The sequence below is a fragment of the Thermus neutrinimicus genome (assembly GCF_022760955.1).
Taxonomy (GTDB): domain Bacteria; phylum Deinococcota; class Deinococci; order Deinococcales; family Thermaceae; genus Thermus; species Thermus neutrinimicus.
Window position 1 is genome coordinate 21,894 of record NZ_JAKTNU010000002.1, and the last position, 21,192, is coordinate 43,085.

Consider the following 21,192-nt stretch of genomic DNA (forward strand, 5'->3'; position numbering starts at 1 on the left):
ATGCGCACGTTCCTGACCCGGGCCATCGGCCTCCTCTTGGCCATGGGACTCCCGGTTCTGGGCCAAAGCCTGGTGGTCCCGAAGGAGGTCCAGGTGGGGCGGTCCGTGGTTTTGGAGGGTAGGGACCTGCCCGAGGGGCGCTTCCCCCTGGTGCTGGAGGGGCCGGAAGGTCAGCAGACCCTGGAGGTGGAGGTCCAGAAGGGAAGGTTCCAGCTGGAGCTAAGCCCCAAGGCCCCCGGGGAGTACCGCATCCGACTTTCCCTTCCCGCCGGTGCCTTGGAAGCCCGCTTCACCGCCCTTGCCCCCACCACCCCCGAGCTAACCCAGGAGGGCCTTAAGCTCCCCTGGGGCCTCCTGGCCCTGCCCCCGGGGGACTGGTTGGGCCCTTTGGTCCAGGGGGATAAGGTGTTCGTGGCCCAGGGGATTTTGGTGGTGGAAACCAGCCTCAAGGGGGAAACCCTGTCCTTTCACTTCGCCCCCGCCCGCATCCTGGCCCTCCGCCCAGGCCCCGAGGCCCTCCTACAGGGGGACTGGGTCCTGCCCATCCCCTTCCCCCGGGTGCCCTTTGAGGGGAAGGAGGAGGATTTAGAGGTCCTGGGCTCCCTCTTGGAAGCTCTGAAGCCCCCGAAGCCCTGGCCTTACTTCGCCTACTGGACCCAAGACCCCGCCACCCTGACCCCGGAGGACCTCATGGCCTACGGCCAGGACCTCCTGGCCCGGGGACACAGGCCGGAACTCTTCTTCGGCCAGGCGGAGGTGGCCCGCATGGCGGAGGCCTCCAGCTCCCTGCGGCAGAAGGATCCCGAAAAGGCCCTTCTCCTGGCCCAGACCCTTCTCCGCTACACTCCCCTTTTCCCCGGTTCGTTGGCCTTTTTTAGGGAAACGGCCCTGTACCTCGAGGCCCACGGGTACCCTGCCCAAGCCTTGCGCTTCCGCGAAGCAGAGAAACTCCTAAGGGCCTGGCTTCCCCCGCAGCTTACCCTGCTTCCCCCTGCCCTTTGGACCCTGGGCCTGGCCTACCTGACCCTCATGCTCTACCTCTTCCTCTTCTACCTGCCCGCCCAGCTAAAGGACCTGAAGCCCCTTGGCGGCTACTTGGGCGGATTCTGGAAGCACCCACTCCTGCGCTTCAGGCACCTCCACCTGGCCTACGCCAGCCTGGGGGAACGGGTCCTGGCCCTGGCCCTCTTCCTAGCCCTCGGCCTGGGCCTCCTCCTCCAGGGATTGGACGCCCGGGTGCGGGGGGAGCTTTTCACCCCCCCCTTGGACCAGGGGACCCTCCGCACCCAAAAAGCCCAGGACTGGCTGCGCACCCTGCCCTCCACCCCTGAGGCCAAGGCCCTTCTGGGCTACGCCCTCCTTTCGGAGGCCCCCAAGGAGGCCCTGGGCCTCCTGAAGGAAGCCTCCTTGCCCTTCGCCTTGGCCCTCAGGGGGGACGAGGCCTCCTTGGCCCAAGCCTACCGCCGAGCTCCCCACGAGGGCCCCATCCGCACCGCCTTGGGGCTGGGCCAGGACCCCTGGGGAGCCAGGGAGCCAGGCCCCAGCTTGCGAAGCCTTTACCTGGCCCTCCTCCAGGTGGAGCTCAAGCGCCTCCAAGAGGATCCCTTCCGGGGATTCCTGCGCCTGGGCATTCCCCTTCCTGAAGGGGTGAGGCCCTGGGCCTTCGCCGGATTCTGGCTCCTTCTCCTCTACCACCTCCTCACCTTCCTCTTACCCCGGCGCAGGACCCCGGTCCCCCCCTCCTGGGCCCTGGGGGTGCGCCTTCTGGTGCCGGGAAGCCTGGGGTTCTCCTCGGGGCTAGGCCTCGTCCTCCTCCTCCTTTTCGCCTACGGGCTTTTTGCCGTGCTGGAGGGCAAGACACCCACCTTCCTGATCCTGGCCTACGGGCTCCACCTCCTGGTGCTGGTCCTTAGCCTGAGGAGGCCCAGATGATCCTCCCTCCCATCCCCACCCCCTTCGACCGGGAAGGTCGCCTGGACGTGGGGGCCTTTCGGGAACTGGCGGAAGCCCTGGAACCCCTGGTGGACGGGCTTCTCATCTACGGCTCAGGCGGGGAAGGCGTGCACCTCACCCCCGAGGAGCGGGCCAGGGGGCTTCGGGCCTTAAAACCCCGGAAGCCTTTCCTGGTGGGCCTCATGGAGGAAACCCTACCCCAGGCGGAGGGGGCCCTCCTCGAGGCCCAAGAGGCAGGCGCCATGGCCTCCCTGGTCACGCCTCCCCGGTACCACCACGCCAGCCTGGGCGAGGGGCTGGTGGCCTACTACCAGGCCCTGGCGGAGAGGATGCCCGTGTTCCTTTACCACGTGCCCCAGAACACCAAGGTGGACCTCCCCCTTTCTGCGGTGGAAGCCCTGGCCCAACACCCCAGGATCATGGGAATCAAGGACTCCAGCGGCGACCTTTCCCGCCTGGCCTTTTACCAAGCCCATCTAAGGGATTTCCGGGTCTTCACCGGCCACGCCCCCACCCTCCTGGGGGCTTTGGCCCTGGGGGCGGAAGGGGGCATCCTGGCGGCGGCCAACCTGGCCCCCAGGGCCTACCGCACCCTCCTGGAAACCTTCCGGGCCGGGCGCCTGGCGGAGGCCCAGGCCCTGCAAAGGAGGCTCTTCCCCTTGGGGAGCCTCCTCGCCCAGGGCGGGGTACCCCTCCTCAAGCAAGCCCTCCGCCACCTGGGGCTGCCTGCCGGGTATCCCAGGCCCCCCTATCCCCCGGAAAGCCCCCTTTGGCCCAGGTTCCTTCCGGTTTTGGATAAGCTGAAGGAGGAGGGATGGATTCTATGAGAAAGGTCGCCCTGCTAGTCATGACGCTAGGTTTTCTGGCCGCCTGCGCCCCGCAAACCCTCACCCCAGAAGCCCGTTTCCTGGGGGCGGAGATCCGGGGTTTTGAGCTAAGCCCGGAGCCAGCCCTCCTCCTGGGAATCAGGGTGGGTTTCCAAAACCCCAACCCCTTCCCCTTGCCCCTTTCCACCTTCGGCACCCGGCTGCGGGTGGGAGAGGTGGCGGTGCCCTTGGACCTCACCCTCCCCCCGGGAAACAAGGAGGAGGTCCTCTTGGTGCGGCTTACCCCCAAGGGGGCCCTCTCCACCGCTCAAGCCCTCCTTTCCCGGGAGGGGGTGGAGGTGGCCTTGGAAGGCCGCACCCTGGGCCAAAGCCTCACCTTCTTCCGCACCCGGCTGGCCTTTCCCCTGGAGCCACCAAGGGTGCGCCGGGTAGGAGTGAACTTCTTCCTGGAAAACCCTAACCCCTTCCCCCTCAAGGTGGAAGGGAGCCTGGTTCTCCTGGGCCAGAGCTTCCGGGTGCAGGTGGATCTACCCGCCCGGGGCGAGGGCCGGCTTCAGGTGGTGGGCTTCCGGCCTGGCCTGGAACGGGGCACAGGGAGGTTGGAGCTCACCCTCGAGGTCCCGGGCTTTTTCCGCCAAAGCCTGGTCCTGGCCCTCTAAAGCCTAAAGCCCAAGGGCAAGAGCTCCTCCAGGGTTCTCACCACGTACCCCTCGGGCCCGTGCATGACCACTTCGGCCCCGGGGGCAGCGAACTCCAGGAGCACCTGGCGGCACCCCCCGCAAGGGGGGATGGGGCCCTTGGGGCTATAGATGTGCACCCGGTCTATCCGCCTCTTCCCCGCCAGGACCATGGCGGCCACCGCATTGCGCTCCGCACACTGGGAAAGGGGAAAGGAAGCGTTTTCCACGTTGACCCCCAAAAACTCCTCCCCCTCCGCCTCCACCAGGGCCACCACGGGAAAGCCGGAGTAAGGGGCGTAAGCCCGCCCCACATGGGCCTTAAGGACGGCCCTAACCCTCTCCATGCTCCACCAACCTCTCCACCCGCACCCGTTCTATCCGGCGCTGGTCGGCGCTCTCCACCACGAAGCGGAATCCCTGCCACTCCACGCTCTCCCCCACGCTGGGAATACGGCCAAACTGCTCGTAGAGGAAACCGGAAAGGGTGTCGTACTCCCCTTCGGGAAGCTCCACCCCCAGGGCCTCGGAGACCTCGTCCACGGGGGTCTGGGCCTGGATGGAGAAGGAACCGTCGGGAAGCCTGCGGATGGCTAGGTCCTCCGGTTCGTCGGTCTCGTCGTAGATCTCCCCCACGATCTCCTCCATCACGTCCTCCAGGGTGACCAAGCCCGCGGTGCCCCCAAACTCGTCCACCACGATGGCCATGTGCACCTTCCGCCGGCGCAACTCCCGTAGGAGGGACCAGGCGTCCATGTTCTCGGGTACGAAGTAAGGGGGATGGGCAATGGAGGCCACGGTGCGCCCCTTGAGGTCCTCCTCGCAGTAGTAGTCCAACAAGTCCTTGGCGTAGGCCACCCCCACGATGTGGTCCACGCTTTCCCGGTAAACGGGAACCCGGCTGTAGCGGTGCTCGCGGAAAAGGTGCAGAAAGTCCTCCAGGCTGGCCTCGGCCTCGATGGCCACCATCTCCACCCGTGGGGTCATGATCTCCCGCACGGGGGTTTCCTCCAGCTCCAGGATGGAGTGGATCATCTCCTCCTCCTGGGCCTCTATGGTTCCAGACTCCTCCGCCCCCGCCAGGATGAGCTTGAGCTCGCGCTCGGAGACCAAGGGGGTATCCCGGGGCTCGAGGCCCAGCACCCTCAAGAAGAAACCCGAAACCAGGCTGAAGAAACGGCCCACGGGGTAGAGGAGGATGGAGAAGAGGTAGATGGGCCACGCGGCCACCCGGGCCAAGGGCACCGCGTGGTGCACGGCGATGGACTTGGGGGTGATCTCCCCGAAGAACAGGACGAGAAAGGTCATGAGCCCCGTGGCCAAGCCCACCCCCAGGGAACCGAAGGCCCGGGTAGCAAGGTCCGTCACCAAGGCGGTGGCGGCGATGTTCACCAGGTTATTCCCCACCAGAATGGTGGTGAGGAAACGGGTGATGTCCTGGGAGAGGAGCCGGAAGGGCCCCCCTTGGGTTTCCGCAAGCTCCCTCACCTTCCAGGGGTAGAGGGTGGTGAGGGCGGTCTCGCTGGCGGAAAAGAAGGCGGAAAGGGCCAAGAGGGAGACCAAAAGAAAAAGGTCCCCAGGACTTGGGGCTTGGGACTGGGCCAGGGCTAGGGAACCGAAGGGCAGGAAGAAGAGCCACCGACTGGGAGGTCTGTCCATATCACCTTCCGCCATTCTACACCATGGGGAAGTGTAGGGTGGGCTCGTGTTTTTCCTTTACGCGCATGTATAGTTGAAGGGTATGAACGGTCCGCCCACCCCTCTGGTGGAAGAGCTCTCCCGGCTGGGCTACAGCCTGATGCGCCTTCTCCTTGCCCGGGCCAAGGAGGTCTTCGCCCAAGAAGGGCTTTCCCTCATGCAGGCAGAGGTGTTGCGGCTGGTGAGGGGGGGCGTAGACCTACCCTCCCGCCTGGCCGAGCACCTGGAAGTCCTTCCCTCCCAGGTCTCCCACCTCCTGGCCTCCCTGGAGGAGGCCGGCCTCCTCACCCGCCATCCCGACCCCCAGGACCGCCGCAGGGTCCTCCTCCGCCTCACCCCCCAGGGGGAGGCCGTGCAGCAGCGCCTACAGGAAGCCTGGCTCCAGGCCTACGGCCAGCACCTGGCCCGGCTCAGCCCGAAGGAGCTCCTCCTCTTCCGTGATCTCTTGCGCAAGCTCACGGAGGTGGAAGGTGGCTAGGGCCCTCGCCCTTTTCCTCTTCCTCCTCCCCGCACTGGCCCAGGGGGCGCTAAGCCCCCTTAAGGACCACCCCTTGGCCCAGCAGGCCAAGGCCCTTTTGCAGGCCGCCGCCAAGGCCCTCGAGGCCCAATCCTCCCCCTGGGCCCTGAACGTGCAGGGGAACTACGCCCGGCTGGGCTACGAGTGCACCCCTTCCTCCCTATGCCCAAGCCTGCCCGCCACGGGGGGAAGCCTCACCCTGGCCCTGGTCCTGACCCCCTTCCCCTTCGGGGAGGTGGAGGACGGGCTGAACCGGGCCCGCATCGCTTACCGAAGGGCCGAGCTTGCCTACCGCAAGACCCTCGCCGCCCTGCAGGCCCAGGCGGTGGCCGCCCACGGCCGCTACCAGCTGGCCCTCTTGGGGGAAAAGCTGGCGCACAAGGGAGTGGAGCTGGCCAGGGAGGCCCTGGAGGCGGCCAGGAAGCGCCAGGCCAACCCCAGGGAACTGCGGGAGGCGGAGCTCGCCCTAAAGGAGGCGGAAAACCGCCTCCTGGAGGCCCAAAGGGGCGTGGAGCTGGCCAGGAAGGGGGCGGAAGGGCTGGTGGACCTCACCCAGCCCCTTCCCGAGATCCCTCCTCCCCAAGGTGCCACGCCCCTTTCCCTGGAGGAAGCCCGCCTGAGCCTGGAGGAGGCTAGGATCGCCCACGCCACCGCCCTCCGCTCCCTCCTCCCCGAGCTCAAGGCCAGCTACCTCCTCTACCCGAGCGGGAACGACACCCTGGCCCTAAGCCTTTCCAGCCGGAGCCTGCAACCCACCCTGGCCTACACCCGGCAAGACCCGGCGCAAAGGCCCACCAGCCTCCCCGGAGGGGGCAGCTACCGCGTCCTGGAGGAGATGAGGCTCTCCCTCTCCCTCACCCTCTCCCCCGGCCTCCTCGCCGCCCTGGAGGCCACCGAGGCCCAGGTGCGGGGAGCAGAGGAAGCCCTAAGGGGGGCTGAGATGCAGGCCCGGCTCCAGGGGGAAACCCTGGAAAACTCCCTTAGAACCTTGGGGGCGGCCTTGGAGCTGGCCCGACTCCGCCTCGAGGCCCAGTCAAGGGCCCTGGCGGAAACGCGAAAGCGCCTAGAACTGGGCCTGGAAAGCCCCTTGGCCCTGTTGCAGGCGGAGCTATCCCTTCTCCAGGCGGAACTGGCCCTGGCCCAGACGGAAAACGATCTGAGAGGCAAGCGGATGGAACTTTACCAGTTTTATGGCGAACTGCTACCGGAGGTAACCCCATGAGAAAAGGCGCCCTAACCCTCCTTCTCCTCCTGGCCCCAGGCCTGGCCCAACCCCTTCCCCATGCCCTCAAAAAGGCCCCGGAGATGGCCGCGGTGGTCACAGCCCGGCTGGAATACCAAGCCAAGCAGAAGGATCTGGACCGGACCCTGCAAGACCCCCTGCGCACCGCCCTGGCCGAGTTGCAAGCCCGCCAGGCCAGGGACTTGGCGGAGGCCAGGCTCAAGAGGGCTTTGGCCCAGGCGGAAAGCGAGATCGTCTCCGCCTACACCCAGGCCTACGAGGCCCTCCTGCAGGTGGGCCTGGCGGAAAAGGCGGTGGAGGTGGCCGAGCTGGGGCTAAAGGCCACGGAGATCCGCCTCAAAGGAGGCGGGGCCACCAGCCTAGACCTCCTGGAGGCGCAAAACCGGCTTCTGGAGGCCAGGAAGAACCTGGAGTTGGCCCAAAGGGGGCGGGATAGCGCCTTGGCCGCCCTGGCCAACCTGGTGGGGGAATGGAAACCCCAAAGCGTGGGCGAGCTCCCCTCTCTGCCCGGCCCGGAGGTGGTGGAAACCCTCCTTGGAGAGCAGGCAGACCTCCTCCAGCTTAGGCAGTCCCTAGAGCTTCTCCGCTTCCAAAGGGGGCTTATGGACGAAAGCTTCGTTCCGAGGAAGGAGATAGAGGCCCTCGAGGACCAGATCCGAACCCTGGAAACCAACCTGGCCAACCTGGAACGCACCCTGAGGGTGGGCCTGGAGGCCAGGTACCGCCAGCTATCCCCCCTCCTCCAGGGGGTGAAGGCGGCGGAGGAGGCTTACCGGGCGGCCCAGGAGCGCTACCAGGCCGAGGAAAAGCGTTTCCAGGCAGGGCTCACCAGCCGGCTTGGCCTGTTGCAGCAGGAGCTTTCCCTAAGGCAAGCCCAACTGTCCTGGGAACAGGCCAAGCACGCCTACCTCAAGGCCTATTACGGCCTTCTTGCCAGCCGTTAAGGAGGATGGGATGCCCAACGCCCGTATCTTCCCCCTTGCCCTAGGCCTCACCCTCTTCCTCCTGGGCGCCTGCGCCCCCAAGAGGGAGACCCCTTCCCAGGCCCCAGGGAAACCCCAGGCCCTGGAGGTTCGCACGGTTCCCGCCCAAAGGGGCCTTCTGGAGCGGGAGGTCCGGGCCTCCGCCACCTTGCAGGCGGAAAGGGATAGCCTGGTGGCGGCAGGCGCCTCGGGAAGGGTCCTAAGAACCCTTCCCCCCGGCACCCGGGTACAGGCGGGGGAGGGGGTGGTCTTTTTGGACCCCGCCCCCTTCCAGGAGGCCCTGGAGGCCGCGAGACTGAACCTCAAGCAGGCCGAGGCCAACCTGGAGCGCGGCCGAAACCAGCTTTCGGGGAACCAGGCCGCCCTCAAGGCCCAGCTCCAGGCAGCGGAGGCCCAGCTCCAGGCGGCCAAAAGGCGGTATGAGGAGGGCCAGGCCCTGCTTTCGCTGGGGGCCTTGGCCCCCTTGGACCTCAAGGCCCTCGAGGCCCAGTACCGCCAGGCGGAAAGCGCCTACCAAAACGCCCTCGAGGCCCTCTCCCGCCTGGAGCGGGGGGAGGACCTCCGGCTTCTTGAGCTCCAGGTGGAGGCCGCAAGGCTCCAGGTGCGCCAGGCGGAGAGAAACCTAAGGGAAAGCGTGGTCCGGGCTCCCTTCGCCGGGGAGGTGGTGGAGGTTTTCGTGCGGGAAGGGGAGTTCGTGGGAGCAGGAAGCCGGGCCTTCCGTCTGGCGGCCACGGACCGCCTCCTGGCCAAGCTCTACCTCCCCCCAGACCAGGCCGCGGCCCTTACCCCCGAAACCCCCTTCCTCCTGAGGCAAAACGGCCAGGAGGTGCGGGCGCGCCTCCTGCGCAAGACGGATCTCCCGGGCCAAACCCGCCTGGTGGAGGTGGTCTTGAGGCCGGAAGGCACCCTCCTCCCGGGCCCTGCTGAGGTGCGCTACCGGGTGAAGCTGGCCGAAGGCTTCCTCATCCCCGCCACCAGCCTCCAGGTCCAAGAAGGGGAGGCCCGGGTCTTCCAGGTAGAGGGGGGAAGGGCCAGGAAGGTGACCGTGCGCCTCCTGGCCCAGGAGGGCGGGCAAGTGGCAGTGGAAGGCCTTGCGGAAGGGAAAGAGATCATCCACCCTGTGCCCGTGGGCCTTAAGGACGGGGATCCCGTGGAGGTGGTGCGGTGAGGGAAAACCCCCTGGTGGCCTTCTTCGTGGAGCGCTTCGTCTTCGCCACTGCCATCTTCGTGGGCCTGGTCCTGGTGGGCTTGCTGCTGGGGCTTGGGCTTGGGGTGGAGCTCCTCCCCCGCTTTAGCGTGCCCGTGGTGGCGGTTTCCACGGGCTACCCCGGGGCCGGTCCCGAGGAGGTAGCGGAGCAGGTGTCCAAGCCCCTGGAGGATGCCCTCTCCACCCTGAGCGGGGTGGATACCATCGGAAGTAGCTCCACCGAGGGCTTCAGCCTGGTCTTCGTCCAGTTCCAGCAGGGGGTGGACGTGGACCGGGTGGCGGTGGAGGTGAGCCAAAAGGTGGCCGCCGCCCGCGCCCAGCTACCCAAGGACGCCTCGCCCCCCGTGGTGCAGAAGTTCGACCCCTCGGCAAGCCCCATCCTCTACGTGGCCCTCGAGGCGCCCGGGGAGGACCTCTCCCGGGTGTTGCGCTACGCGGAGAGAACCCTAAAGCCCCGCCTGCAGCTGGTTCCTGGGGTGGCGGATATCCGCCTCACCGGGGCTCCCAAGAGGGCCATCCAGGTTTACCTGGACCCCGACCGCCTCGAGGCCTTGGGGGTAGCCCCTGGCCAGGTGGTGCAGGCCCTTTCCGCCTCGGCCCTGAACCTGCCCCTGGGTAACCTCACGGAGGGGGAAAAGCGCCTGGTCTACACCCTGCGCAACACCCCCGCCACCGCCATGGAGGTGGCGGACCTGCTCCTGGACCCCTCCCGGGGCCTCAGGGTCCGGGACGTGGCCCGGGTGGAGGAGCGGGCGGAGGAGCCCACCACCCTAAACCGCCTGAATGGCCGCCCCGCCGTCCTCCTGGCGGTGGTGAAAACCCCCGATTCCAACGCCGTGGCCGTGGCCGACGGGGTCAAAAGGGCCCTGGCCGAGACCCAGCTCCCCCCAGGCTACCGGGCGGAGATCGCCCTAGACTCCACCCGCTTTATCCGAGCCGCCGTCTTGGACACGGTGCGGGAAGCCTTCCTGGCCGCCTTGGCGGTGTCCTTGGTGGTGCTGGTCTTCTTGGGAAAGCTGAACTCCGTCTTCTCCGTGATCCTGGCCATCCCCATCACCCTCTCGGGGGCCATCCTCCTCTTTGGCCTTTTGGGCTTCACCTACAACCTGATCAGCCTCCTGGCCCTCACCGTGGCGGTGGGCATCGTGGTGGACGACTCCATCGTGGTGGCGGAGAACATCGACCGCTACCGCCGCATGGGGTACAGCCTCAAGGAAGCGGTGCTTAAGGGGGCCAGCGAGGTCTCCGTGGCGGTGGCCGCCGCCACCTTGAGCCTTTTGGCGGTATTCCTCCCCATCAGCTTCCTCCCAGGCATCATCGGCCAGATTTTCCAGCAGTTCGGCCTAGGCATGGCCGCCGCCATCGCCGTGAGCTGGTTGGAGGCCCTCCTTTTCCTCACCGTGCGCCTGGCCTACTTCCCGGACCCCGAGCCCCCAAACCCGAGGGAAGCCCTTCGGGCGCTACGCCTCCTGCCCAAGGACCTCCGATACGCCTACCAAAGGGGCTTCCGCACCCCCATGGGCCTTCTCCTCGGGGCCCTTTCCGCCCTCCTCCTGTACCGGATGGGCCCCACCTGGCTCCTCCTCCTTCCCCTATACCCCACCCTCCTTGCCCTTGGGCGCTACCTGGGCCGCCTTTTCCTGGACGTGGCGGGAGCCCTCACCCACCTCCTCCACACCGCCGCCGAAGCCCTATTGCGCCGCCTCACCGAGGCCTACGCCCGAAGCCTCGGCCAGGTCCTGAGAAGGCCCTGGCTGGTCCTGGGCCTGGCCGGTTTGGCCTTCCTCTCCCTCTTCCCCATCCTGCCCAGGATCCCCTTCAACTTCACCCCCCGCTCCGACACCGGGGTCCTCACCGCCACCCTGCTTTTGCCCAAGGACACCCCCCTGGCGGTCTCCGACCGGGCGGCGAGGGCCCTGGAGGCCTACTTCCTCGCCCACCCCGCGGTGAAGCGGGTGGTCACCACCGTGGGGGCCAGCGCCACCGGCGGAGCCCAGGTGGGAGACCCAAGCCGGGTCCAGCTCCAGATCGTCCTCAAGCCCAAAGGGGAACGGCAGGATATCTTCTCCCTCACTGAGGCCTTCAACCGGGAGGGGAGGGCCCTTCTGAAGGACTTTCCCGGGGCCGACCTCCGGGTGTTGGCCCAGACCGGCCCCGAGGCTGGGGATGCGGACCTGCAGTTCTTCGTCACCAGCCCCGACCGGGCCCTTTTGGAAACGCGGGTGATGGAGATCACCCGGTTGATCGCGGAAAAACCCTATGTCCTCAACGTGAAGAACACCCTCGAGGCCACCCAGCGGGAACGGGTCTTCGTGCCGGACCCTGCCCGCCTTTCGGGAACCGGCCTCACCCCCCTGGACGTGGCCCAGGCCCTGCGCCTTTACCTCTCGGGCACCCAGGCGGCCACCGCCAGACGGGGCGGCGAGGAACTGGCCGTGGTGGTCCAGGTGGACCCCTTGCGCCTGGGGGGTGAATCCGACCTCCTCTCCCTGCCCATCTACGCCCCTGCCCTGGGAGCCTTCCTGCCCCTGGGAAGCCTGGGGCGGTTTGTGGAGCAGCCTGGACCCACCTTGATCTCCAGGCGGAACCAGGCCTACGCCGCGGGCATCAACATCAACCTGAAGCCGGACGCTCCCGGCACCTTCCAGATACAAAGGGAGCTGGAGGCAGAGCTTAAGGAGAAGGGGCTTTTGGGGGATGGGGTGGAGCTTCTGGCCACGGGCCTGGGTAGCTTCACCGGGGAGCTATCCCGGCTGGCCCCCCTGGCCTTCGCCCTAGCCCTGGTCCTCAACTACCTGGTCATCGCCAGCCAGTTCAACGCCTGGCGCTACCCCCTTTACCTCCTCCTCCCCGTGCCCTTGGCCCTGGTGGGGGCCTTCTGGCTCACCTACCTTTTGGGAACCGGCCTGGATGTGATCAGCGTCCTGGGGGTGGTGATGCTCATCGGCCTGGTCACCAAAAACGCCATCCTCCTCCTGGACTTCGCTGCAAGGCGCATGCGGGAAAAGCCCTTAAGGGAAGCCCTGGTGGAGGCAGCCCGGCTCCGCTTAAGGCCCATCCTCATGACCAGCCTCACCGTGCTCATCATTAGCTTGCCCTTGCTCCTGGGCACCGGCGAGGGCGCCGAGTACCGTAGACCCTTAGGGGTGATCATCCTGGGAGGGCTCCTTTCCTCCACCCTCCTCACCCTCTTCGTGGTCCCCGCCGCCTTCTACGCCTTTGAGGGGCGGAGGGCCCGGGAAACCGTCCTGAGGTAAGCTATGGACGCCAAAAGGATCCTTCTCCTCTTCCTGGCCGCCGCCTTCCTCCTGGCCCTGGGCGTGGTGGGCGTGGCCCATTACTTTCTGAGGCCGCTGAAGGCGGAAGCCCTGGCCCGGGAAGCCCTAGGGCGAGGAGGCCTCGAGGTGCGGGAGGTTTCCCATGGCCTAGAGCTTATCCCCAAAGCCCCCAAGGCCCTTTTGGCCTTCTACCCCGGGGCCCGGGTGGAACCCTTGGCCTACGCCCCCCTCCTGGCCCCGGTGGCGAAGGCAGGGTATCTGGTGGTCCTCCTCAAGGTCCCCTCGGGCATCGCCCTCCTGGGAAAGGAAAGGGCTTTGGAGGCGAAAAGGGCGCACCCCCAGCTTCCCCTGGTGGTGGGGGGGCACAGCCTGGGCGGGGTGGCCGCCGCGGGGCTGGCCGCCCGGGAGAAGCTTCCCCTCATCCTCTTCGCCAGCTACCCCGAAGGGGACCTGAGCGGGGAAACCTTCCCCACCCTAGCCCTTTTCGGCACGGAAGACGGCCTTCTACCCCCGGATAAAGCCCGGGAAAAGGCCCGGCTCCTTCCCAAAAACGCCCGGGTGGTCTTCGTGGAGGGGCTGAACCACGCGGGCTTTGGCGCCTACGGCCCCCAGAAGGGGGACCGGCCCGCCAGGAGGCCCCGGGAGGCCCTGTGGCGGGAGATCCAGGAGGAAGTCCTCTTCTTTTTGGAAGGCCTGGGCTTAGACGCCCCTCCCCCGCCCCAGGCCCACCGCTGAGGACCCAGGTGGTATAGTGGTAAGAGCCGGGGCGGGCGCCCCCCCTCGGAACACTTCCCCCTAAAACTCACCCCTAGCCCGGCCCTGCCCACGTCAGGGTAGCCTTTAGTCTGGGCAAGAGGGGGAAGGGAAAGGAGCGGCCATGAAGGATAGTTTCCAAACCCTTAAGACCCTCAACACCCCAAGCGGCACCTACGCCTACTTTGACCTCACGGAACTGGAAAGGAAGGGGATTGCCGAGGTAAGCCGGCTCCCCTTCTCCATCCGCATCATGCTGGAAAGCCTCCTCAGAAACGAGGACGGCTACCAGGTAACCCGGGAGGACATTGAGGCCCTGGCCCGCTGGGCCCCGGAGCCGGGGGAGATCAACGTGCCCCTGAAGCTGGCCCGGGTCATCCTTCAGGACTTCACCGGGGTCCCGGCGGTGGTGGATCTGGCCGCCATGCGGGACGCTGTGGCCGAGCGGGGCGGGGACCCCAAGCGCATCAACCCCGTGGTGCCCGCCGACCTGGTCATCGACCACTCGGTGCAGGTGGACGCCTTCGGCACCGCCTACGCCTTCTTCTACAACGTGGAAAAGGAATACGAGCGGAACCGGGAGCGCTACCTCCTCCTCAAGTGGGCCCAGGGAGCCCTGGAGAACTTCCGGGTGGTCCCCCCCGGCACCGGCATCGTCCACCAGGTGAACCTGGAGTACCTGGCCAAGGTGGTGATGACCAAGGAGGAAAAGGGCCTCACCCTGGCCTTCCCCGACAGCCTAGTGGGCACCGACAGCCACACCACCATGGTGAACGGCCTGGGGGTTCTGGGCTGGGGCGTGGGGGGTATCGAGGCCGAGGCGGTCATGCTGGGCCAGCCCTACTACATGCTGGCCCCCAAGGTGGTGGGCTTTAAGCTTTACGGGGAGCTTCCCGAAGGGGCCACGGCCACCGACTTAGTCCTCACCATCACCGAGATCCTGCGCAAACACGGGGTGGTGGGCAAGTTCGTGGAGTTCTACGGCCCCGGGGTGGCCAAGCTCTCCTTGGCGGACCGGGCCACCATCGCCAACATGGCCCCCGAGTACGGGGCCACCATGGGCTTCTTCCCCGTGGACGAGGAAACCCTGAACTACCTGAGGCTCACGGGCCGCCCAGAGGAGCTCCTCGCCCTGGTGGAGGCCTACACCAAGGCAGTGGGGCTTTTCCGCACCCCAGAGGCGGAGGAGCAGGTGCGCTACTCCGAGTACCTGGAGCTGGACCTCTCCACGGTGGAGCCCTCCCTGGCGGGCCCCAAGAGGCCCCAGGATCGGGTGGCCCTCAAGGAGGTGAAGGGAAGCTTCCTGGCCCACCTCACCAAGCCGGTGAAGGAAAGGGGCTTCGGGCTTAGCCCGGACCAGCTGGACAAGAGGGTGCTGGTCAAGCGCCAGGACGAGGAGTTTGAGCTCGCCCACGGCTCCGTGGTCATCGCCGCCATCACCAGCTGCACCAACACCTCTAACCCCACGGTCATGCTGGGAGCCGGGCTTTTGGCCAAGAAGGCGGTGGAGGCGGGCCTGGACACCAAGCCCTGGGTGAAGAGCTCCCTGGCCCCGGGCTCCAAGGTAGTGACCGACTACCTGGAGGCGAGCGGGCTCCTTCCCTTCCTCGAGGCCCTGCGCTTCCACGTGGTGGGCTACGGGTGCACCACCTGCATCGGTAACTCCGGCCCCCTGCCCGAGGACATCGCGCGGGCGGTGGAGGAGGGGAACCTGGTGGTGGCCGCCGTCCTCTCCGGCAACCGCAACTTTGAAGGGCGCATCAACCCCCACGTGAAGGCCAACTACCTGGCGAGCCCCATGCTGGTGGTGGCCTACGCCCTGGCGGGCCGCATGGACATCGACTTCACCACGGAGCCCCTGGGCTACGACCCCAACGGCAAGCCCGTCTACCTCAAGGACATCTGGCCCTCCATGGAGGAGATCCGCCAGGCCATGGCCAAGACCCTGGACCCCGAGCTCTTCAAGAAGGAGTACGCCCGGGTCTTCCAGGGGGACGAGCGCTGGCAGGCCCTCCCCGCCCCCACGGGGGAGCTCTTCGGCTGGGATCCCGAGAGCACCTACATCCAGAAGCCTCCCTTCTTCCAGAACCTGGGCCAGCACCGCGTGGGGGACATCCGGGGAGCCCGGGTACTCCTGGTCCTGGGGGACTCCGTGACCACCGACCACATCTCCCCCGCCGGGGCCATCCCGGTGAAGAGCCCGGCGGGCCAGTATCTGATCTCCAAGGGGGTTAGGCCCGAGGACTTCAACTCCTACGGCTCCCGGCGCGGCAACCACGAGGTGATGATGCGGGGCACCTTCGCCAACATCCGCATCAAGAACCTGATGCTGGATGGGGTGGAAGGGGGCTATGCGAAGAAGCTTCCCGAAGGCGAGGTGGATTTCGTCTATAACGTGGCCATGCGCTACCAGGAGGAGGGCACCCCCCTTTTGGTGATCGCCGGTAAGGAGTACGGCACGGGCAGTAGCCGCGACTGGGCCGCCAAGGGCACCTTCCTCCTGGGTATCAAGGCGGTGCTGGCGGAAAGCTTTGAAAGGATCCACCGCTCCAACCTGGTGGGGATGGGGGTCCTGCCCCTGGAGTTCCTGCCGGGGGAGAACCGGGAAACCCTAGGCCTCACCGGGTACGAGGTCTACGACATCATAGGCCTTCAGGACCTAACCCCCCGCAAAAAGGTGGAGGTGGTGGCGAGAAGGGAAGACGGCACGGAGGTTCGCTTCCAGGCCATCGCCCGCCTGGACACCCCGGTGGAGGTGGACTATTACCGGAATGGCGGCATCCTGCAGACCGTGCTCCTCAACATGCTGAAGGAGGTCAAGGCCCAGTAGGGAAGCCCTAAGGCCCCGGGGCATAGCCCCGGGGCCTTCTTGCACCCTTCTAGGACAGGCTAAAGCCCGGCGCCGATCTCCAGGTGGGGATTGGGACGGCCTCCCTCCGCCTCCGCCTCCCGGGCCTCGATCTTGCCCTTGATGCGCTTGAGCCGGAAGGTATCCTCCCGCTCCCGCTGCTCCAGGACCTGCTGGATGAAGCGGATCTGGGAGCGGATCCCAGGGATCACCACCTGCTCCAGGGCGTTCACCCGACGGGTGGTCTTCTTGATCTCTTCCCCGATCTTCTTCAGGCGGGTTTCCGTGTTGGCCACCTGGACAAGCGCCTCGGCATAGCGGCGGAAGGCGCGGGCAGCTTCCAAGGTGTAGGCGGGGGTGCCCACCGGGGAGAGCACGGCCCCATCGGGAAAGGTTACCCTAAGCCTGGGCACCTTGCTCCCCCAGACGTTTTCCACCTCCGCCTCCACCTCCTCGAGGGCCCTCACCCCCAAGGCCGCAGCGGATACGCTTTCTGGCCCATCAAAGGCCTGGGCCAGGAGCAAGGCCCCGTAGGCCTCCTGCGCCGCCTGGTTCAGGGCCTTGCGGGCCATTAGGGCCTCCCGCACCAGGCCGAAGAACTCCGCCACCAAGGCATCCCGCTTCTTCTTGAGGAGGTCCACCCCCTTCTGCGCCAGGCGCATCTGGCCGCGCCGCTGCAGAAGGTTCATGCGGGTGGGACTGACCTGGCTCATGGGGCCTCCTTAGTCCAGGGCCTGGGGAGCACCCCAGATCTCCTCCAGCTTCTGGCCGTAGTACTTGCCGATGTGGTCGCGGGAAATCCGCTTCAGCTCCCCCTGGGGCAACATGGAAAGCAGGGCCCAAGCGATCTGCAGGCTCTCCTCAATGGAGCGGTTCTGCTGCCCCTGGTTGATGAAGTGCTTCTCAAAGGCGTCGGCGAACTGCAGGTAGCGCCGGTCGTTCTCCGTGAGGGCGTCCTCGCCGATGATGGCCACCAGCTTGCGGATGTCCACCCCGTTGGCGTAGGCGGAGTAGAGCTGGTCGGACACCTGCTTGTGGTCCTCCCGGGTCTTGCCCTTGCCCACGCCGTTGTTCATGAGCCGGGAAAGGGAGGGCAAGGGGTCGATGGGCGGGTAGATACCTTTGCGGTGGAGCTCCCGGGAAAGCTGGATCTGCCCCTCGGTGATGTAGCCGGTGAGGTCGGGAATGGGGTGGGTGCGGTCGTCGTCGGGCATGGAGAGGATGGGGATCTGGGTCACGGAGCCCTTCTTGCCCACCACCACCCCGGCCCGCTCGTAGATGGTGGCCAGGTCGGTGTACATGTAGCCGGGGTAGCCCCGCCGGCCCGGGATCTCCTCACGGCTCGCCCCGATCTCCCGCAGGGCCTCACAGTAGTTGGTCATGTCCGTGAGGATGACCAGCACGTGGTAGTCGTGCTCAAAGGCCAGGTACTCGGCCACGGTGAGGGCCATGCGGGGGGTGAGGATGCGCTCAATGGTGGGGTCGTCCGCCTTGTTCAGGAAGAGCACGGAGCGGCTTAGGGCCCCGGTGCGCTCAAACTCCTGGATGAAGTAGGAGAGCTCCCGCTGGGTGATGCCCATGGCGGCGAAGACCACGGCGAAGGGCTCCTCCTTCTCCCCCTCCCCCGAAAGGTCGGGGCGCACCGTGGCCTGGCGGGCGATCTGGGCGGCGATCTCGTTGGCGGGAAGGCCCGAGCCCGAGAAGATGGGAAGCTTCTGCCCCCTCACCAGGGTGTTCATCACGTCGATGGTGGAGATCCCCGTCTGGATGAACTCCTCGGGCTTCCTGCGGGCCACGGGGTTCAGGGGCAGGCCCACGATGGGAAGCCGCTTCTCCGGGGTAATGGGGGGAAGGCCGTCAATGGGCTTGCCGATCCCGTTGAAGCGCCGGCCCAGCATCTCCTTGGAAACCCCAAGCCGGGCCACATCCTCCACCAGGCTCACGCTGGTGGTGGCCAGGTCCAGCCCCGTGGTCTCCTCAAACACCTGGATGACCGCGTACTCCTCCGAGACCTCGATCACCTGACCGCCGCGCACCCGGCCCGTGCCGTCCTTGATGTCCACGATGGCGCCGTAGGCCAGGTCCTTGGCGTTCTCCACGAAGAGGAGAGGTCCCGAGATGTAGGTGACGCCCGTGTACTCCTTCTTAAGAAGATCCATACTTCCCTCCCCTAGGCCAAGGCCTTGAAGGCCACCTCGATCTCCTGCATGGCCTCCTCAAAGTAGCGGGGGAAGTCCTGCTCGCTCACGTAGCGGGCCCGGCCGATGCGCTCGATCACCGGGAGCTGCAGGATCTCGTCCACGGTAACCCCCCGCCGTATGGCCGCCTCCGCCTCCTTGTAGAGGCTAAGGATCATCTTCATGATGCCGTAGGCCTTCTGCATGGAACAGTAGGCGTCGATCTCGTGGAAGGCGTTCTGTTGCAGGAAGTCCTCGCGGATGATCCGCCCCACCTCGATGACCAGGCGCTCAGCATCCTGAAGGGCATCGGGACCCACCAGCTGCACGATCTCCTGCAGGCCGGCTTCCCGCTGGAGCAGCTCGGAGATGGCGTCGCGAAGCTCCGGGTAGTCAGGGGCCACGTGCTGGCGGTACCAGGGGTCCAGGGCCGGGGTGAAGAGGGAGTAGGACCCATTCCAGTTGATGGCCGGGAAGTGGCGCCGGAAGGCCAAGGAGGCATCCAGCCGCCAGAAGGCCCCCACGATGCGCAGGGTGGACTGGGTCACGGGCTCGGACATGTCGCCCCCCGGAGGGGAAACCGCCCCCACGATGGTGATGGCCCCCTCCTCTCCCCCCAAGGTGATCACCTTGCCGGAGCGCTCGTAGAAGGCGGCCAGGCGGGCAGCCAGGTAAGGGGGGTAGCCCTCTTCCGCGGGCATCTCCTCGAGGCGGCTGGAGATCTCCCGCAAGGCCTCGGCCCAGCGGCTGGTGGAGTCCGCCATGAGGGCCACGGAGAAGCCCTGGTCGCGGAAGTACTCCGCGATGGTGACCCCCACGTAGATGCTGGCCTCGCGGGCGGCCACGGGCATGTTGGAGGTGTTGGCGATGAGCACCGTGCGGTGCATAAGGGGCCCGCCCGTCTTGGGGTCGGTGAGCTCGGGGAACTCCACCAAGACGTCGGTCATCTCGTTGCCCCGCTCCCCGCAGCCCACGTAGACCACCACGTCCGCGTTGGACCACTTGGCCAGGGCCTGCTGGGTCACGGTCTTGCCGCTACCAAAGGGCCCGGGGATGGCTGCGGTACCCCCCATGGCCACGGGGAAGAGGACATCCAGGATGCGCATCCCCGTGAGGAAGGGGGTGTTGGGGTCCAGCTTGCGCTGGACAGGCCGGGCCCGGCGCACCGGCCAAGTGTGGTACATCTTGAGCTCGGTGCCGTCCTCGAGGACCACCACCACGTCCTCCACCGTGTACTCCCCGGCGGGCTTCACCTCCTTGACCCGGCCCTTCACATCCGGGGGCACCAGGATCTTGTGGGTGAAGTTGAACTCCGGCACCGTGCCCAGGACCATGCCCCCCTTCACCTCATCCCCCGGCTTGACCCTCGGGGTCCAGGCCCACCGCTTCTCCCGGTCCAGGGGATGCACCACCACCCCCCGGGTGATGTAGATTCCGGTCCGTTCCTGGATGCGCTCCAGAGGGCGCTGGATGCCGTCGTAGATGCCGTTCAGCATCCCTGGGCCCAGCTCCACCGCCAGGGGAAGGCCCGTGGACACCACCGGCTCCCCCACCTTAAGCCCCGAGGTATCCTCGTAAACCTGGACGAAGGCGGTATCCCCGTCCAGGCGGATGATCTCCCCCACCAGGCCCTCGTGGCCCACCTTGCAGATGTCGTACATGCGGGCCCCGGTCATGCCCTTGGCAATCACCGCCGGGCCCGCAATCTTCTGGATCACGCCCTGGATCATCTTCCCTCCATTCTACAGCTTGATGTCAAAGCCTATGGTCCTGCGGACCAGCTCCCGCATGTACCCCTCCACATCGGGGTTCTGGAAGGCCTCCCTCAACCCGGCGATGGGCAGAAGCACGGGAAGGTCCTTGCCCCGCATGAGCCGCTCCACCGCCTTTTCCGGCTCCGGCAAAAGCCCCTGGTCCACGGCCACCAGGGCGTACCCCCCCCTCTGGACCAGGTCTTCCAGCCGGGACCGGGCCTCCTCCGCCGAGGTGGCGGCATAGGCCTCGAGGCCCGCCAACCTAAACCCCTGCGCCGCCTCGGGATCGGCGATCACGGCGATCCTCATGGGCAGACCACCTCCTCCTCCACCTGGGTCCGGGGAAGCCCGAAGTAAGCCCGCCGGGCCAGGAGCCTAAGCCGCACGGCCTCCCACTCCCGCTCCTTGACATAGGCCAGCACCAGCCCCACCCCCAGGGGGTCGCTGGCCCCCTTCCGGGCCTCCTTCAGGAGAAGGCACCGAAGCCGCCTTTCCAAGGCCCTCAGGTCCCGCACGCCCGCCAAGGGGGCAAAGGGAGTACCCGAAAGCTCGTCCAAGACGGCGTAATCCCCCTCCAGAAGCCGGGCGAAGCCCACCCTGTTCACGAACCGCCCACCCCGTATGAAGACGGCTTCCACCGGCACATCCTGCCCCTGGAGCTTGAAGGCGGTGCGCAGGTTCTCCGCATCCACCTCGAGGGCCAGGTACTCCCTGAGGGCCGCCTCCTCCAGGGCCTTGGAGGCCTTGGCCACCCCTTCAAAGAAGCGCTTGGCCAAAAGGGCCTCGACGCGCCCCAGGTCCTGGGTTTCCCGCAAAACCGCCCTCAAGGCCCGGGCCAGGGGATGGCCGGGCAGGGAAAGCACCTGGGCCATCCCCGCCGCATCCTGGGCCTCATAGGCCTGCCGCCAAAGGGCCTCCTTCAGGGTGCCCGGGAGAAGGACCACCTCCTCAAAGGGCCTGCCCGTGGCCTTGGCCCGGAGGAGGGCCTGCAGGTTAGTAAGGTCATTCCTGAGAAGGAGAAGCCGGACCGCCTCCCGGGCCTCCCCCGTGACCAAGCCCGCCAGATCCCCCACCAACCGGGCCTGGGTGAGGGCGATGGCCCGGTCCACCTCGGGAAGGCCCTGGCCAGCCAGGTCCTCGCCGTAGACGCTCTCGGAAAGTAGGCGCAGGAAATCGGGATAGGAAAGGTCCAAGGCCTCCTGGAAGAAGCTCTCCTTGAGAAAGGTGCTCCTCCTGGCCCGTACCCGGGCGTTTAGGTAGCCGAAGTCGTCCGCCAT

General features: G+C 66.9%; 17 protein-coding genes. 10 read left to right on the forward strand and 7 right to left on the reverse strand.

Going from position 1 to position 21,192, the window contains the following annotated elements; all coding sequences use genetic code 11:
• Genes L0C59_RS02085 through L0C59_RS02095 form a run of 3 tightly spaced genes read left to right on the forward strand, consistent with a single transcriptional unit; the run spans position 1 to position 3,439 of the window.
• Positions 1 to 1,932, forward strand: a complete 1,932-nt coding sequence (locus L0C59_RS02085) for a hypothetical protein (protein ID WP_243089550.1) — start codon at positions 1 to 3, stop codon at positions 1,930 to 1,932.
• Positions 1,929 to 2,780: a dihydrodipicolinate synthase family protein gene (locus L0C59_RS02090; RefSeq protein ID WP_243089551.1), complete on the forward strand. Its 852-nt coding sequence runs from the start codon at positions 1,929 to 1,931 to the stop codon at positions 2,778 to 2,780. The genes L0C59_RS02085 and L0C59_RS02090 overlap by 4 nt, the downstream gene beginning before the upstream one ends.
• A complete protein-coding gene (locus L0C59_RS02095) occupies positions 2,777 to 3,439 on the forward strand; it encodes a hypothetical protein (protein WP_423247916.1) in 663 nt (220 codons plus the stop codon). The genes L0C59_RS02090 and L0C59_RS02095 overlap by 4 nt, the downstream gene beginning before the upstream one ends.
• Here the strand turns inward: L0C59_RS02095 and cdd are convergent.
• Positions 3,436 to 3,804: a cytidine deaminase gene (gene cdd, locus L0C59_RS02100; RefSeq protein ID WP_243089555.1), complete on the reverse strand. Its 369-nt coding sequence runs from the start codon at positions 3,802 to 3,804 to the stop codon at positions 3,436 to 3,438. The two genes, L0C59_RS02095 and cdd, sit on opposite strands and share 4 nt — an antisense overlap.
• A complete protein-coding gene (locus tag L0C59_RS02105; protein WP_243089556.1) occupies positions 3,791 to 5,116 on the reverse strand; it encodes a hemolysin family protein in 1,326 nt (441 codons plus the stop codon). The genes cdd and L0C59_RS02105 overlap by 14 nt, the downstream gene beginning before the upstream one ends.
• 82 nt (positions 5,117 to 5,198) lie before the next feature.
• Between L0C59_RS02105 and L0C59_RS02110 the strand changes: the two genes are divergently transcribed.
• From L0C59_RS02110 to acnA, 7 genes are all read left to right on the forward strand, one after another.
• Entirely contained in the window at positions 5,199 to 5,633 is a 435-nt protein-coding gene (locus tag L0C59_RS02110) for a MarR family winged helix-turn-helix transcriptional regulator (protein ID WP_243089559.1), read from the forward strand.
• Positions 5,626 to 6,894 (forward strand): TolC family protein, encoded by a 1,269-nt coding sequence (locus tag L0C59_RS02115; RefSeq protein WP_243089560.1) that lies wholly within the window; start codon positions 5,626 to 5,628, stop codon positions 6,892 to 6,894. Before L0C59_RS02110 ends, L0C59_RS02115 begins: the two co-directional genes overlap by 8 nt.
• Complete coding sequence (locus L0C59_RS02120) at positions 6,891 to 7,859, forward strand: TolC family protein (RefSeq protein WP_243089561.1); 969 nt, start codon at positions 6,891 to 6,893, stop codon at positions 7,857 to 7,859. Before L0C59_RS02115 ends, L0C59_RS02120 begins: the two co-directional genes overlap by 4 nt.
• 10 nt (positions 7,860 to 7,869) lie before the next feature.
• The gene (locus L0C59_RS02125) at positions 7,870 to 9,066 is read left to right on the forward strand and encodes an efflux RND transporter periplasmic adaptor subunit (RefSeq protein ID WP_279232450.1); all 1,197 of its coding nucleotides are present in this window, start codon (positions 7,870 to 7,872) and stop codon (positions 9,064 to 9,066) included.
• On the forward strand, positions 9,063 to 12,362 hold the full coding sequence (locus L0C59_RS02130; protein WP_243089562.1) for an efflux RND transporter permease subunit: 3,300 nt from the start codon (positions 9,063 to 9,065) through the stop codon (positions 12,360 to 12,362). Before L0C59_RS02125 ends, L0C59_RS02130 begins: the two co-directional genes overlap by 4 nt.
• Positions 12,363 to 12,365: 3 nt before the next feature.
• On the forward strand, positions 12,366 to 13,118 hold the full coding sequence (locus L0C59_RS02135) for an alpha/beta hydrolase (RefSeq protein WP_243089563.1): 753 nt from the start codon (positions 12,366 to 12,368) through the stop codon (positions 13,116 to 13,118).
• A 142-nt stretch (positions 13,119 to 13,260) separates the two neighbouring features.
• Complete coding sequence (gene acnA / locus L0C59_RS02140; RefSeq protein ID WP_243089564.1) at positions 13,261 to 15,966, forward strand: aconitate hydratase AcnA; 2,706 nt, start codon at positions 13,261 to 13,263, stop codon at positions 15,964 to 15,966.
• A gap of 59 nt (positions 15,967 to 16,025) precedes the next feature.
• Here acnA and atpD read toward each other — a convergent pair whose 3' ends face one another.
• The 5 genes from atpD to L0C59_RS02165 are packed head-to-tail and all read right to left on the reverse strand — an operon-like array spanning position 16,026 to position 21,192.
• On the reverse strand, positions 16,026 to 16,697 hold the full coding sequence (atpD, locus tag L0C59_RS02145) for a V-type ATP synthase subunit D (protein ID WP_243089565.1): 672 nt from the start codon (positions 16,695 to 16,697) through the stop codon (positions 16,026 to 16,028).
• A gap of 9 nt (positions 16,698 to 16,706) precedes the next feature.
• The gene (locus L0C59_RS02150; protein WP_243089566.1) at positions 16,707 to 18,143 is read right to left on the reverse strand and encodes a V-type ATP synthase subunit B; all 1,437 of its coding nucleotides are present in this window, start codon (positions 18,141 to 18,143) and stop codon (positions 16,707 to 16,709) included.
• Positions 18,144 to 18,154: 11 nt separating this feature from the next.
• Positions 18,155 to 19,891, reverse strand: a complete 1,737-nt coding sequence (locus L0C59_RS02155) for a V-type ATP synthase subunit A (protein ID WP_243089568.1) — start codon at positions 19,889 to 19,891, stop codon at positions 18,155 to 18,157.
• Between the two features lie 12 nt (positions 19,892 to 19,903).
• The gene (atpF, locus tag L0C59_RS02160) at positions 19,904 to 20,218 is read right to left on the reverse strand and encodes a V-type ATP synthase subunit F (RefSeq protein ID WP_243089774.1); all 315 of its coding nucleotides are present in this window, start codon (positions 20,216 to 20,218) and stop codon (positions 19,904 to 19,906) included.
• A gap of 2 nt (positions 20,219 to 20,220) precedes the next feature.
• Entirely contained in the window at positions 20,221 to 21,192 is a 972-nt protein-coding gene (locus L0C59_RS02165) for a V-type ATPase subunit (RefSeq protein ID WP_243089569.1), read from the reverse strand.

Excerpts from the sequence above, each read along its gene's own strand:
- L0C59_RS02085 (WP_243089550.1), top strand. The coding sequence starts at position 1 with ATGCGCACGTTCCTGACCCGGGCCATCGGCCTCCTCTTGGCCATGGGA.
- L0C59_RS02090 (WP_243089551.1), top strand. The coding sequence starts at position 1,929 with ATGATCCTCCCTCCCATCCCCACCCCCTTCGACCGGGAAGGTCGCCTG.
- L0C59_RS02095 (WP_423247916.1), top strand. The coding sequence starts at position 2,777 with ATGAGAAAGGTCGCCCTGCTAGTCATGACGCTAGGTTTTCTGGCCGCC.
- cdd (WP_243089555.1), bottom strand. The coding sequence starts at position 3,804 with ATGGAGAGGGTTAGGGCCGTCCTTAAGGCCCATGTGGGGCGGGCTTAC.
- L0C59_RS02105 (WP_243089556.1), bottom strand. The coding sequence starts at position 5,116 with ATGGACAGACCTCCCAGTCGGTGGCTCTTCTTCCTGCCCTTCGGTTCC.
- L0C59_RS02110 (WP_243089559.1), top strand. The coding sequence starts at position 5,199 with ATGAACGGTCCGCCCACCCCTCTGGTGGAAGAGCTCTCCCGGCTGGGC.
- L0C59_RS02120 (WP_243089561.1), top strand. The coding sequence starts at position 6,891 with ATGAGAAAAGGCGCCCTAACCCTCCTTCTCCTCCTGGCCCCAGGCCTG.
- L0C59_RS02125 (WP_279232450.1), top strand. The coding sequence starts at position 7,870 with ATGCCCAACGCCCGTATCTTCCCCCTTGCCCTAGGCCTCACCCTCTTC.
- L0C59_RS02135 (WP_243089563.1), top strand. The coding sequence starts at position 12,366 with ATGGACGCCAAAAGGATCCTTCTCCTCTTCCTGGCCGCCGCCTTCCTC.
- acnA (WP_243089564.1), top strand. The coding sequence starts at position 13,261 with ATGAAGGATAGTTTCCAAACCCTTAAGACCCTCAACACCCCAAGCGGC.
- atpD (WP_243089565.1), bottom strand. The coding sequence starts at position 16,697 with ATGAGCCAGGTCAGTCCCACCCGCATGAACCTTCTGCAGCGGCGCGGC.
- L0C59_RS02150 (WP_243089566.1), bottom strand. The coding sequence starts at position 18,143 with ATGGATCTTCTTAAGAAGGAGTACACGGGCGTCACCTACATCTCGGGA.
- L0C59_RS02155 (WP_243089568.1), bottom strand. The coding sequence starts at position 19,891 with ATGATCCAGGGCGTGATCCAGAAGATTGCGGGCCCGGCGGTGATTGCC.
- L0C59_RS02165 (WP_243089569.1), bottom strand. The coding sequence starts at position 21,192 with ATGGCGGACGACTTCGGCTACCTAAACGCCCGGGTACGGGCCAGGAGG.